Annotated in this window: 13 protein-coding genes and 2 pseudogenes; 7 read left to right on the top strand and 8 right to left on the bottom strand. The window is 46.8% G+C overall.

The genetic code is table 11. The features are described from left to right. Positions 1-85: 85 nt before the first annotated feature. The 4 genes from NGAR_RS13855 (at position 86) to NGAR_RS13840 (ending at position 4,356) form a co-directional block, all read left to right on the top strand. A complete protein-coding gene (locus NGAR_RS13855; protein ID WP_015020404.1) occupies positions 86-415 on the top strand; it encodes a winged helix-turn-helix domain-containing protein in 330 nt (109 codons plus the stop codon). Between the two features lie 424 nt (positions 416-839). Next, positions 840-2,627: a hypothetical protein gene (locus NGAR_RS13850; protein ID WP_015020403.1), complete on the top strand. Its 1,788-nt coding sequence runs from the start codon at positions 840-842 to the stop codon at positions 2,625-2,627. A 47-nt stretch (positions 2,628-2,674) separates the two neighbouring features. Beyond that, positions 2,675-3,610 (top strand): hypothetical protein, encoded by a 936-nt coding sequence (locus NGAR_RS13845; RefSeq protein WP_148681500.1) that lies wholly within the window; start codon positions 2,675-2,677, stop codon positions 3,608-3,610. Then, a complete protein-coding gene (locus NGAR_RS13840; RefSeq protein ID WP_228369192.1) occupies positions 3,571-4,356 on the top strand; it encodes a hypothetical protein in 786 nt (261 codons plus the stop codon). Before NGAR_RS13845 ends, NGAR_RS13840 begins: the two co-directional genes overlap by 40 nt. A gap of 57 nt (positions 4,357-4,413) precedes the next feature. Here NGAR_RS13840 and NGAR_RS13835 read toward each other — a convergent pair whose 3' ends face one another. Continuing rightward, positions 4,414-4,935 carry an ATPase AAA gene (locus NGAR_RS13835; RefSeq protein WP_015020400.1) on the bottom strand — a complete coding sequence of 174 codons (522 nt, stop codon included), beginning with the start codon at positions 4,933-4,935 and terminating at the stop codon, positions 4,414-4,416. A gap of 55 nt (positions 4,936-4,990) precedes the next feature. Between NGAR_RS13835 and NGAR_RS19450 the strand changes: the two are divergent. Continuing rightward, positions 4,991-5,122: pseudogene (locus NGAR_RS19450) on the top strand (zinc ribbon domain-containing protein); the annotation flags it as partial. Positions 5,123-5,220: 98 nt separating this feature from the next. Here the strand turns inward: NGAR_RS19450 and NGAR_RS13825 are convergent. Then, positions 5,221-7,563 carry an amino acid permease gene (locus tag NGAR_RS13825; RefSeq protein ID WP_148681499.1) on the bottom strand — a complete coding sequence of 781 codons (2,343 nt, stop codon included), beginning with the start codon at positions 7,561-7,563 and terminating at the stop codon, positions 5,221-5,223. Between the two features lie 113 nt (positions 7,564-7,676). Between NGAR_RS13825 and NGAR_RS13820 the strand changes: the two genes are divergently transcribed. After that, a complete protein-coding gene (locus NGAR_RS13820; protein ID WP_148681498.1) occupies positions 7,677-8,774 on the top strand; it encodes a Clp1/GlmU family protein in 1,098 nt (365 codons plus the stop codon). Here the strand turns inward: NGAR_RS13820 and NGAR_RS13815 are convergent. Both NGAR_RS13815 and NGAR_RS13810 read right to left on the bottom strand, forming a co-directional pair. Continuing rightward, complete coding sequence (locus NGAR_RS13815; protein ID WP_148681497.1) at positions 8,761-9,417, bottom strand: 7-cyano-7-deazaguanine synthase; 657 nt, start codon at positions 9,415-9,417, stop codon at positions 8,761-8,763. The genes NGAR_RS13820 and NGAR_RS13815 overlap by 14 nt on opposite strands. Beyond that, positions 9,418-10,245 (bottom strand): 6-carboxytetrahydropterin synthase, encoded by an 828-nt coding sequence (locus NGAR_RS13810; RefSeq protein WP_015020396.1) that lies wholly within the window; start codon positions 10,243-10,245, stop codon positions 9,418-9,420. It abuts the gene before it with no gap. A gap of 224 nt (positions 10,246-10,469) precedes the next feature. Here NGAR_RS13810 and NGAR_RS13805 point away from each other — a divergent pair, with 224 nt between their 5' ends. Next, complete coding sequence (locus tag NGAR_RS13805; protein WP_015020395.1) at positions 10,470-10,706, top strand: helix-turn-helix domain-containing protein; 237 nt, start codon at positions 10,470-10,472, stop codon at positions 10,704-10,706. A 551-nt stretch (positions 10,707-11,257) separates the two neighbouring features. On the opposite strand, the gene NGAR_RS19445 is transcribed toward NGAR_RS13805, so the two are convergent. The 4 genes and pseudogenes from NGAR_RS19445 to NGAR_RS18925 form a co-directional block, all read right to left on the bottom strand. After that, positions 11,258-11,347: a CRISPR-associated endonuclease Cas2 gene (locus NGAR_RS19445; protein ID WP_407637209.1), complete on the bottom strand. Its 90-nt coding sequence runs from the start codon at positions 11,345-11,347 to the stop codon at positions 11,258-11,260. Between the two features lie 170 nt (positions 11,348-11,517). Continuing rightward, a complete protein-coding gene (locus NGAR_RS18930; RefSeq protein WP_015020394.1) occupies positions 11,518-11,658 on the bottom strand; it encodes a CRISPR-associated endonuclease Cas1 in 141 nt (46 codons plus the stop codon). 11 nt (positions 11,659-11,669) lie between these two features. Beyond that, positions 11,670-11,804, bottom strand: coding sequence for a hypothetical protein (locus NGAR_RS19440; protein ID WP_407637208.1), 135 nt, complete (start codon positions 11,802-11,804; stop codon positions 11,670-11,672). Positions 11,805-11,851: 47 nt separating this feature from the next. Then, positions 11,852-12,231 (bottom strand): annotated as a pseudogene (locus tag NGAR_RS18925) (CRISPR-associated endonuclease Cas1). Positions 12,232-12,250: the final 19 nt, after the last annotated feature.

Genomic DNA, 12,250 nt, shown 5'->3' with positions numbered 1-12,250 from the left:
TAGCTGCAGTGCCTTACATAAGCTATTTTATATACGAATATCCATCTAAGGAAAATACAGTCGATGAGGTTGACACAGCGACCATATGGAAATTATTGACAAGGATTCTGCTAATGCTAGGTCTGCCCATGCAGACACAGACAGACCCCCTCCTGATGCACAGAGTATGAAGTTGTACCACGGCAACATCGATTGGGATGTCGCAAAAAGGTTATTACACATGATTTACCTCCATGGTCCAATCAAAAAGACCCGCCTTGCCATGAAAACAGCAGTAAATTCTTCTACCTGCACAAGATACGTTACATGGCTAATAGAGATTGGTTGGGTCGCCACGAATAATTTTGATGAATTTAGCCTGACAGAAGCCGGCCTAGCAATATACAAGCGCATCAAATGGCAAGACTATGTCTGAGCAATGTACAAATTTTCTAGTGATTTCTTGCATATTGCATGATACCTACCATACGCTCAGCCTTATTAGCAAAAGTAGCTAGCTAGCCTTCTAATGGCAAAAGAAGAAAGGTCGAGTGTAATAAATCGGAAGTTAATTCTTGCATTTGTATGCATGGCTTTGTTAGCATTCTCTCTACCTTCAAGCTTAATTAGTATGAATGCATCTGATCAGAATTCGCAATCACAAGATACCTCGTCTAGTTCTAACGAGCAAAACCAAGATGATGGTAACACCAATAGTACGTCATCTTCGGGGCTTCATCTGGTGGTGACTCACAAACACCTACTGAAAATCCCGAAGCTATATCAAACAGCACTACTGCACCTCCAGATGAGTCACCGATTGAGAATGCCAGTCTGCCTCTCCTGAAAATCAACAACAATTGCCGTCACAAAATACTACCTCTGCAGATGCTGTTGCGTCAAATGCTACCATTACTGCCACAGATACATCACCCGGAGCTGCAACTGCACTAGTAACAATATCCGGCGAGCCTCTTGTACATACTGATGGGAAGATAGTAAGATCTTTCTCCTATCCTCTCTTAAAATTCAATGGAGAAACCGCTGCAGAGCTTGCAGTTACAATAACTTGGGATACAGATGGCACTACCAAAGTTGAAGATAATAGGGGATATAGCTATACCATAAGCATTCCTGAATCCCAAGACGTTTTCTCACTTTGGTACAACAGCACTCACGTGGACCAAAGGGTGGTTGGACCAGAATTGCAGTATGACGTTTACTGGACTGTTGTGGAAGGTGAAAATGGCTATGTTGATAAGTACAAGTACACTATTGCAGGAACTAGCATCAATGGTAGCCTAATTTCATTTGGAGTTGATGGTGGCAAGTATGATAAAATAGAACATGATAGATTTTTTGTTGAACAACCAGCTTCTGTTGATAATATTGATGCATTAACTTTAGACCCTGCGTTGGATTGTACTGCACCAGCTAATGATATCCAAGACGATAATCTCAATCGTGAAGGAACGAACGTAGTGGAGGATGGACTGGAGCTTGATTGGAAGGATGCAATTGCCTCAGGTCACAATGTGTATGTTGACTCTGCAAAATCTTCTATCAGTATACCTGTTGGAAAACTGTTTGTCATCGATCCAACAGTAGTTAGTAGTGCGACTAATAGTATGTCACCATTTGGTAATTCTACGTTCGAAGGAGAAACGAGGATAGTAACAATTGGCGGTAGGCTGAACGTATTCTACTACGATGGGTCTAACATAGTGTATAGAACTCCAAATGATGGAGGAAAAACTTGGAGTACTCCAATATCAACAGGATCAGGAGCACTCGCATCAGATAGGTACAGATGGTCAATCATAACTACAGTTTACTCTAATACAACTTACGCCTCTTTGTTGTACTGGACGCCTGCAGGGAGCAACATGAACTTCTATGCGCTAAGGGGTGCAGCAAACGGGGCGGATATAAGCTGGAGCAGCCCTATTCTATTGGGCTATACCTCCTCCAATTCTGGAACGTGTGGCAGCGGTGGTGCTTGTGCTGCCGTTGCAGTTGCCACAGATACGAATGGATACATATATGCCGCATTTGGGTATCTGTCAGGAGGTTCAACAACTTACTCTTACCAAATTATGAGATCAGCCGATGGCGGTCTGACTTGGTCTGTTTCGCTGCCTCAGGTAAATAATATCAGCTCCAATAGATTTGCAATGGCACTAACCATGCTTAATTCGAGCAAAATGCTGTTTGCTTATACAACATCAAGCAGCTCAAATATTTTTTACAGGGTATACGGCGGTTCCGCGTGGGGTTCTGAGCAGACCTTGTCTGGTACGGATCTGACTGGCGCAACGTTTAAGCACCTATCTGCTGCAACTGATAGCTCACTTTCAGCGTACTTAGCGTATACTAATGTGACTAGTACTAATGGTGGAATATTAAAGGTTGCAAGATTCAATGCTACAGGTCATTTTGAGCTTATAGAAACTGCTGATAGTACATTACGGAACAGGCTTCCTAACATCATGTTTAGAGATAACGGGTTCACTGACGGAGACCTAGATATCTATTCTTTAGCTGACGGCAAGTTTATGATACTCGAAAGAGAAGCGGATCGAACTGGGAACAACCATTCAATCCTTTTGGAACAGCGTTCACCTCACCTGACCAACTTACGGCACTGAATTCGATCGACCAGATGAATTATGCTCTTTGGACCGAAGGCAGCTCTGTGCCATACATACTAAAGTTTGCCATACTTCAATACGGAACTCTAACTACAACTAGCAATCAGAATTCTCCTACAAAAACTGATTATTACCAAAGAGAAAAACGGATCATCGAAAGTGGAGATATGGTCAAATTTGCTTTCTATTATGATGGTTCCAACATCTTGTACAGGAATTCGATTGACGATGACAAGACTTGGAGCGGAACAGCTGTCTCAACAGGTTCAGGCGTACTTGCTTCAGACACCTTTAGATGGACTGTAATAGCTACAACATATCAGGATAACGAGTATGCAGTACTACTATACTGGACCCCTGCCGGTTCGAACATGAATTTCTACGTGTTGAGAGGACAAATAGCTAATGAAACAATTACTTGGAGTAGCCCCATACTGCTAGGTTATACATTCGCAAACTCTGCAGCGTGTGGCAGTGGCGGCGCATGCGCTGCAGTTGCGGCTGCAACTGATATTGATGGCAAAATCTATGCAGCATTTAGCTATGGATCAGGAGGTTCATCCACCTATTCATATCAGATCATGAGATCTGTTGACGGAGGGCTCAACTGGGCAGTTTCGCTGGCGCAGATAGATAATGTAAGTACTGAAAGACCTGTCATGTCGATTACTGGACTTAATGGAAGTAAAATGCTATTTGTGTATGCGCTCTACGAGAGTTCAGACCTAAAGTACAGAGTCTTTGATGGAACTAATTGGGGTTCGGCTCAGAGTGCAAGCGGAACTGACATGGGCGTTAATACTGTAAAGCAAATCTCGGCTGCTACGATGAATAGCACACGAACTGCATATGTGGCTTATCTTTCAGGCGGTAATTCTGGTACTATGCATGTGGAAAGATTCTCAAATCTGACGGAACCTTCAACGGAACGGAGACAGCTGTGGGCTCTGGCAGTCACAGTCTGCCATCCATCACCATAACTTCTGATGAGAACATACACATCTATTGCAGTATGGACAATGTGATATACGAGACCATTAAGAATGCCACAGGCTGGCAGGCGCCAACGACACCTTATGGCCAAGTATTCTCTTCTCCTGATGAACTTACTGTTCAAACCGCTGGTCTCTTGTCAACAGGAGCATTATGGAAGGAGGGCTCTTCTGCTCCCTATGATCTAAAGTATGGTGGAACCTCTCAAGCTTATCGCAAGACTTGCACTTGGGAGGTTAGGACTGGAAGTGGTGAGAGCTGTCAAGGGGGCAAGATATGGTTTAAAAAGGCTTTTGTAGCAAGAACCCCTGGCGGCAGTTCAAGTACAAACAAAATAGTGAACAGGCACTGGTGTTACTTCAACAACCAACAAACCCAAACCAACAGGTTCGAGTGCGCGACGACTTATGTCACCTTCAAGGTACCTTTCGGCTTCAATAGTACTAAGGGAAAGAATTATTTCATCGAATCCATTGACTGGAAGCTTTACTCTCCAACGTATAGTAATTCACAAAATAATAATGATGATCCGAGCTGGACGAAACACAAATTCGTCGGTGGGGGTTTCAGTACCTACAAGACATTCGTTTGGACACCAAATAACGTTCCAATGTATAAGCATGGAGGCGGTCATGAACCGATTTTGATAACGGTGAAGGCAAATTATCACTGTCTGCCTAACCCACCTATATCAGTGACAATAATCTTGGATATGACAAAGGGATACAAATAGACCTACTCTACAAACTAAGGACCAATCCTAGCCTGAGCAGAATTAACTCCAACCGCTTCAGGCTTGTGATATTTCGATGTTTGTCATCGGGTCAGAATCAATGAACATGACGGACAAACTTGCGGGAAGTATCGACTTCACACGGTATACGGCAGTTTTTTTCCTACCCAATAGAGGAATAGATACCAAGTCGTTTCGATGTACTTTGGTATTTGCCAGTATGTTTGCAATATATCTGCCATCGAGATTTGCAGGCGCGCCATGAAGAGGAACGAGAATTAGCTTTTTGTACCTGTTATCTTCAACATCCGCCTTACTTACACTGACTGTATCTCCGATAACCGCACCGAGCTTAGCTCTGATGATTGAATCCATCCTGACAATCTGCCTGTTGTGATCCTTGATATATAGAGGCAAGCATCTTGCAATGAAGTTCTTGCGTCTAGTGGCAATAATCTTAACCAGATCTCCAGTGGCTGCGCTAATTGAATTCATAGAGTCATAATCTATTCTGATCCTGCTTTTCCCAGTGTCTACGCGATACTCCCTTTCCACAGTAAGCGTGACAGACTTGATCATCCTTCCGATGAATATACCATACTTAAAGATAAATAAGAATTATGGGACATCGTAGAAATGCTCTGGCTGCAGAAATATTGTCAAAAAAGACCTATCCGAACGTATGCATGAATGTCCAAACTGCAAGTTGGTCTTGGACAGAGATCACAATGCAGCATTGAACATTCTCAAATTGGATCTAGACTAGACCTATGCTGAGACAAAGCCTCTACTTGTCAAACAGTAGATAAGCAAGTTTCAGTCGAGGAAGCAAGAAGCCCATGTTTTCAAACGTGGGTAGTTCACCTACTTCCGGAGCGCTCTCATTAGCAGAGACTTGGCCCTGTGCACGCCGGGGATCGTAAAGCCTCTTGCGATTATCACGGGGCAGTTGAACTGATCCAAGAGCGCGAGAAAGTCAGGATTGTTAAAGACGGAAAAGCCGCCCACTGTTGCTCCCATCACCACAAGGTCGGGCTGGAACGAGCTTGCTGCCGACAGCATGATATCGGCCGACTTTGAGCTGCTCTCTGTCAGCTGCACTTCTTTGAGCTCGACTCCAAGCTGGCTAAGATAGTCCTGCTGCATCGTAACGCTGCTCCTTTCGCCCCCGCCGCCCCTGTTGATTGAAAGCAGGCCCACTTTGAAGCGCCCCGAGTGCTCAAGCCAGCTCGTGGCCTTGAGCACCACGTCTGAATGCTCCCCGCCGTCGTAGACCACTACCATGTTCTTCTTTTCTCCTGCAGGGATTGCCTGTGACTTTAGATCTGCGTCTATGCGCACATGCTCCGGCTCGAGCTCCAGCGCGTCGTTCTCTGCCCTTATCGCCAGCACCTTGCAGGTCATCAGGGTCAGCAGCTTCCTGTCGCGCCGGAGCGTTTCAAAATCGGTGACAAGCACGTCTATCTTTTGCTCCTCTATTGTAGCCAGAATCGCCTCGGTTGCATCGTGGGAGACCCTGACTAGATAGTGGTTTGGTATGTTCTCCTTATCAAGCATCTTTTCCAGCGGCTCAAACGACCTCTTGGCGGCGTCGGCAAAGGCCACGCCGGCAGAAAGCGGAGTCTGGTGCGGCACCGTTATCACACGCAGGATGTTCACCTCGCCGGCAGTCTCCTTGGCTATCCTTATGGCATACTTGATGAGCCTGTCAGGGTTTTCTGGCGTGTAAGGGATCAGAATTCTATAGTCCTGCCTCTTCAAGTCTCCCTCGGAAGTCACCAGCGGAGCGTAGTGCTGTATCTCCCTCTTGAAGGTATACATGCGATAGAGCGCAAAGCCTACCAAGATCCAGAGTACAGTTATGCCCCAGCTGAGCGGCTGGGTGACGAGCAGGTACAGCGCAAGACCGAGCTTCAGGAAGATTCCAATGATTGGAATCGCCGGGAATAGCGGCGTCTTGAAACCGTACGACAGCTTGTCGCCGTATATCCTACGTATGGTTATCACTGCAATGTTGACCTGCGTAAACAAGAGGAGAAAGATGACGCCTGCAGCAACTGCAATGTCGGCAAGCGGAAGCGCGTATGCCACAAACGCCATGATTACTCCTGAAATTATTATTGCGACGTGCGGCGTCCTGTTTACAGGATGAATCGAACTTAGTTTATGCGGCAGGTTGTAGTGCCTGCCCATTGCAAAGGCCACCCTAGCTGAGGAAAACGTGGTGGCGTTCAGCGCGGCCAGGGTTGATACCATGCCGCCGCCAAGCACTATAAAGACTCCATAGGGCAGGAACATCTCGGCCGCCCTCATGATGCCAAGCTCGCCGTTTTCGCCTATGAACTGCCACGACGCGATGCCTTCGGGGAATATGGATCCTATCGAGACAAAAGCCACAAGGCAGTACAAGGTAACCACGATTGCAAGCGAGATGAATATCGCCCTGGGTATGTTCTTCTTTGGGTTCTTGACTTCTTCTCCTGTCTGGACTATGATCTCGTATCCTTCAAATGCGATGAAGGTAAGGCCCATGGCAGCGACAAGGCCGGCCACGCCAGTTGGCATAAAGTCTGCAAAATTGGTTGTCCAGTCCGGGTTGTTGTACATCGTCCAAAATCCGGCACCTATCAAGGCGAAAATGGTGCCAAGCTGAATAAGCGTAACTATGGTGCCGGCCTTGCCTGTCTCCGAAGTGCCCTTGATGTTGATGTATGTAAATGCTGCAATGGAAACGACGGCTATCACCTTGTCAAACGGGATGATTCCAAGAAGAGGCTCTTCAGAAAGTACACCGGCCACCTCAGGACCGAGCAGGTAGTACATAAATGCCCCAAAGCCGACCGCATATAGGCTCCCTGCTATGATGTGGGCAAACCATGCCATCCATCCGCTGATAAAGGCGTTTGGACGCGGAAGCCCCTCCCTTATCCACAGGTACCCTCCGCCCGCCTCGGGCATGGCCGAGCCAAGTTCGGCGTACGCCATTGCGGTAAAGAGCGTTATTATGGCGTTGAGTATGAAGGCAATAATCACGGCGTCCCCTGCTAGACCTATGGCTGGGCCGGTAAGCACGAATATGGCTCCGCCTATCATCCCGGCGATGCCTACCATTATGATATCCATGAGGCTCAGGGTGCGCACAAGTTGATGCTGATGTTGATGTTCAGCCGGTGGGCGCTGAGGCTCAGAGCCTGCAGAGGCCGACAAATTTAACGTAGAGTCTATTGCTAGAGAAATAAACGTTTAGCATTGTTTTTCCGGTTAATTCGCCATGCGCTTCAGAAGAATTATTTGTGATATGAGATTGATATTACATCACAGTGTCGACGACCGCCGCCAAGGTCCGCATGATCAAGGGTCCTGCTACTGTAACAGTTGACGGGGCATGCGACGTACTTGGAAGTGATGTGTCAGGCAAGACGATCACGGTCAGGGCAGGCAAGGCGCTCCCCTTTGAACCCCGCGGGCGGTGCAGGCTGCGCGCGCGGCTTGGCCGCGGTGGGAGCATGTGGCTGGCCGATCCTGCCAAGGCAGGAGTCTCGCTCTGGCGAGGCATTACCCAGGAACTGACTGACTTGGTAGGCAACAAAAAAACCACGGTGATGCTTGTCGGAGAAACTGACACAGGCAAGTCCACCCTTTCTGTATACCTTGCAAACGTAATGCTCAATCGCGGGCTTGTGCCATGCATTGTAGACGGCGACATTGGTCAGGGCGACCTTGCGCCGCCCACAAGCATCGGGGCTGCGGTTCTACCCCGACAGGTTACCGATCTGAGAGATGTCGATGCCAGCCTGTTCGAATTTGTAGGGAGCACTTCGCCAGCAGGGTTTGACCGTTTCGTGGCAAAAAAGCTGAGATCCATTCTTGACAGGGTCGGCCCGCTTGGCGACACTTGCATCGTCAACACCGACGGCTACGCAAGTGATGGTGGCATCCAATACAAGCTAATGATTGCAAGTGAACTGCAGCCTGACGCCATAGTGTGCATTGGAGATAATCCGGAATTGCTGGGCGCGTTCCAAGGCGGACCATGGCAGGTTCTGCATGCCACGCCAAGCGGCCAAGCATCAAAGTCAAGATACGAGCGGGCAAGCCGCCGGCTGGATCAATTCCTTAGATATGTTGGCAGCGGATCGCATGCCGTAGAGCTGTCGCGCATCAAATTCGTATACATGGACAGGCTGTTTTCGCCGTCAGAGATACTGCGGCCTCCAATAGTACAGCTAGAGCCAGAGAACCTGAAGAGGATGTTCGTCGGTCTTGGCTCTGCCGGCCAGATAGTCGGGTTTGGCATTATCACAGGCATCACCCCGCACAGCATATTTGTCCAGACAGATGTCGGCTCCTTTGACAGAATCTATCTTGGCAACATCCGGCTGAGCAGGGACAGAGCTGTCGAGGTCAGGATCGCCTGAACGCCGGGTCCTTGAGGCCAAGAGAACTGAAGGCATCGAGCCTCTGTTTGCAGGCATAGCACCGGCCGCAATGAACGCTGCCTTCCCTGTGGCAGCTCCATGTCTGCTCTATCGGGACCTTTAGTTTGATGGCGAGCTTGATTATTTCTTTCCTGGTCATCTCTGACAGCGGGAGCAGTATCTTGTATGCCCTGCCGTTGCATAGGAGGCATCCTTCCTTGAAAAGCGCGTTTAATTTTTCAATATAGTCTATGGATGCGTCCTTGAAGAACTTGACATCGTGCAGGTTGTGTCCGCCAATCATGCGCTTTGCTCCAAGATATTCTGCATAATGGGCAGCTATCGAATAGAATATGAGGTTCCTCGCTGGCACGTATGACGACCACAGGGCATCTGGATCCTGCTTTTTCAGCCGGCCATTGTAAAAGTCGGACGCCTCTTTCACGAATGGCAGGTCTATCTGTATCAATTCCGTCACGCCGGCGCCCTTGGCCAACCTGACCGCCGCGCGCTTTTCCTGCTCGAGCCTGCCAAAGTAGTTGAACGTTATGGCCGACACGTCAGAAAATTTTCGTTTTGCCCAGTAAAGGCATGTGGCAGAATCTAGGCCGCCGGAAAGCATTACCAGAGCCTTATCGTCCATCTAGTCCTCTTTCTTTACTCCGGCAATAATGTGGGCGCCCTTGTTGACTCCCTCGTAAATGTATACGCCAAGAGCTTGCACATTCTGGGGCATCTTGGGCGCAAGTAGCCTGATTATCTCAGAGGACAGGTTTTCTACCGTCGCCTCGCCGGAGAGCATGTACGTGGTCGATTTTGGCAGCTGCAGGCTAAAGTAGCCTTTTGGACCATCAAATGCCACATAATAGTGCACGTCGTCCTCCTTCTGAAGGTATTTCCTGTTGATAAAGAACTTGTGATCTATTGCGTTGAGCGTTTCCTTGATTATCCTCTTTGCCTCCCCAAAATCGATGACCAAGTTGTTCTTCATGCTGCCGATTATCTCCACCATCACGGTAGATGTGTGGCCGTGCAGCACCGAGCACTTTTCCACCAGTGGCAGAATGTGCGCATAGTCAAAGGCAAGCGATGGGTCTTCGATAAAGATCGAGCCAGTCTGCAGATGGTCTTCTGTGCTGTCATAAAAAAAGAGCGAGTCCATCTCGCTTATCTTGCTTGCATACTTTGAATGGCCGACTGCTATTATGTCCAAGTCTGGCAGGCGATCGCGCACTTGCTTGAACTTGGCAGCATCGTCTTCCGAATCTATGACTTCGATGTATTTACTGCCTGCCTTGAAGTCAATCTTTACGGACTTGCCCTCGGGAAGTTTCACGCTTGCATCATACTGGTAATCATGACCTAAAAACGACAGCATTTTTGCAACGGATAATTCTGATCTGCTCCTGAGCAGTCTGCCCCTTTCTATATACCGCAGGTCGTTGTCGAGAACGACCCTTTCATTGGTCATTAGGTCTGACACAGAGTTTGACCTGTAGCTTATATAAATGATAAGTGGGAAACACGCGTGATTTAGCTGAGCGAGCTATCGATAGGTATCTTAGCAAACAAAGGGCAACAAACCAAATAAACTTCATGCTGTGTACAGATAGGTCGATTTTTGTTTTCCACACAGATAATCACTCTCTCTCACCAAGGTGCCTTACATGTTAATTAACAGCCTCTACAAACTAGATGCTCAACTACAAGTTCCGTCTCTATCCAGTTATGGAACAGGAGCAGAGGCTTGTGAAAGTTCTAGAAATTAATCGCATTATGTACAACTACTTTATCCTCAATAACTTTCGCAGCAGAAATGACATGAACTTTGCTCTAACAGAGCTAAAGGAGCAGCAGCCAATACTCAGAAATTATTATAGCAAAATGCTTCGGATGATAAGCACAACGGTTGCAGCCGCGTGGATGGTCTAGAGGAATTGAAAAAGAGAGGTTGTGAAGCTGGCAAGGGTAATCTCAAATTGTTGAAAGAAGGTGATTGTAACTCATTCACTTATAACCAATCAGGCTTTAGGATGGAACAGGATGTAGGTGGTAAATGTATACTCTGTGGCTTGCCAAGCTGGGCCGCATAGAGATAAGGATACACAGAAGACCCATCAATATCAAACAGGTTACAGTCGTAAGGCAAGCTGGCAAATGGTGTGCAGTCATAGGCGGAACATGCACTATATGTTTTCAATCCTATAATAGTTCGATTCAAACTTTGAAGCTACAAACGAAACGCTTGCCGATTACCTCTTTTCAATCCTATAATAGTTCGATTCAAACCTAGACATGTCTCATATGCTTGTCGAATTACTATTTTTCGGGTCAACCTTCAATGCTGGCTATAAAACATTATCAGTTGTACCTTTTTCCCTTTCCCGTACTGTCCTTTTAAGCCATGCAGGATTGTTTGCTGTGAATACAATTATGGAATCCTGCTCTTTGCCGATTACCTGGGAAAGAAGAATGCGCAGTTCTTAGAGTTTTCCAAATGTTATTTGACCTTCAAACACGGAATTCTGAACCCATATCAGGCATTTTTTCAGTATACGTCTTACTGCATCAATCTGCTCTATTTTTTCACATCATATACTATTGTCACATACACTTACTTGATCCTCAACCCTCTGTATTTCTTTTCGCCAAGTAGATGCTTGAAGCATTCTATTCTTACAAGGCACTGGTAGCTTATATTCCGTTTCAGTCTGGCATTGTTGATGGTGGTATTCAGCTTTTTCTAGTATTCAGACAGGAAGGTTAGCCTGCCCTGCTCATTGAGATAACAATAGTTAAGCTCTTCTACAAAGTGCTCATCCTTTATGATCCTGTTATTTATCAGGCTGAATATCACTCTGTCAACAATAATCGGCTTGAACACTTCGCTTATGTCTAGTGCAAGCGAGAACCTTCTTTCTCCCGGCTGGTGCAGACAGCTTCCGTTGAAGTCAGTTGGATGTGATAGATCTCAGTCAGAACGGTAGCATACATCAAGGAATTCCCAAACGATATCGGGCTGTTGAGCATGTTATGTGAAGGAATCTTTGTCCGTTTCTCAAACTCAAAGCCAGACCTCAAAAATTAGCCAAAAGAGGAATAATGGATATCTTGTGACCTTCCCTCGATGCCCATGAGTTCGAATATATTTGAGACTTTTTCAATGGCAGCATACTCGTCTTTAATTTGTCTATGAATTGCGCTACGTCCTTCTTGTTCTTCCTGCAGTGCTCCAAGTTTGCCAGTATGTTGTGTATCGCCGTGCCAACAAATTCCTTTGCTATTGCCAACCGCTTTTGAGGATCAAGGTAGTGCTCCACCTGCTTGACTATAAGAAAGCCAGACAGCAATTTTTCCCTTGGGTAAAAACTGCCAAATAATAGCCATAATAATTGTAGAAGTACAGAGGGATGCCGTGCTGGTTCAAAAACACGATCAGTTTTGTATTCAGGTCGATTTCGCCAAATAGGTGTATG

The sequence above is a fragment of the Candidatus Nitrososphaera gargensis Ga9.2 genome (genome assembly GCF_000303155.1).
In the GTDB taxonomy this organism is placed as follows: Archaea; Thermoproteota; Nitrososphaeria; order Nitrososphaerales; family Nitrososphaeraceae; genus Nitrososphaera; species Nitrososphaera gargensis.
The sequence above is the reverse complement of the archived record's forward strand: the minus strand, read 5'-3'. Positions and strand labels throughout refer to the sequence as shown.

Coding starts and splice junctions, on each gene's coding strand:
- NGAR_RS13810 (WP_015020396.1), bottom strand. CDS start 10,245: ATGACCAATGAAAGGGTCGTTCTCGACAACGACCTGCGGTATATAGAA.
- NGAR_RS13835 (WP_015020400.1), bottom strand. CDS start 4,935: ATGATCAAGTCTGTCACGCTTACTGTGGAAAGGGAGTATCGCGTAGAC.
- NGAR_RS13815 (WP_148681497.1), bottom strand. CDS start 9,417: ATGGACGATAAGGCTCTGGTAATGCTTTCCGGCGGCCTAGATTCTGCC.
- NGAR_RS19440 (WP_407637208.1), bottom strand. CDS start 11,804: ATGCTCAACAGCCCGATATCGTTTGGGAATTCCTTGATGTATGCTACC.
- NGAR_RS13855 (WP_015020404.1), top strand. CDS start 86: ATGGAAATTATTGACAAGGATTCTGCTAATGCTAGGTCTGCCCATGCA.
- NGAR_RS13805 (WP_015020395.1), top strand. CDS start 10,470: ATGCTCAACTACAAGTTCCGTCTCTATCCAGTTATGGAACAGGAGCAG.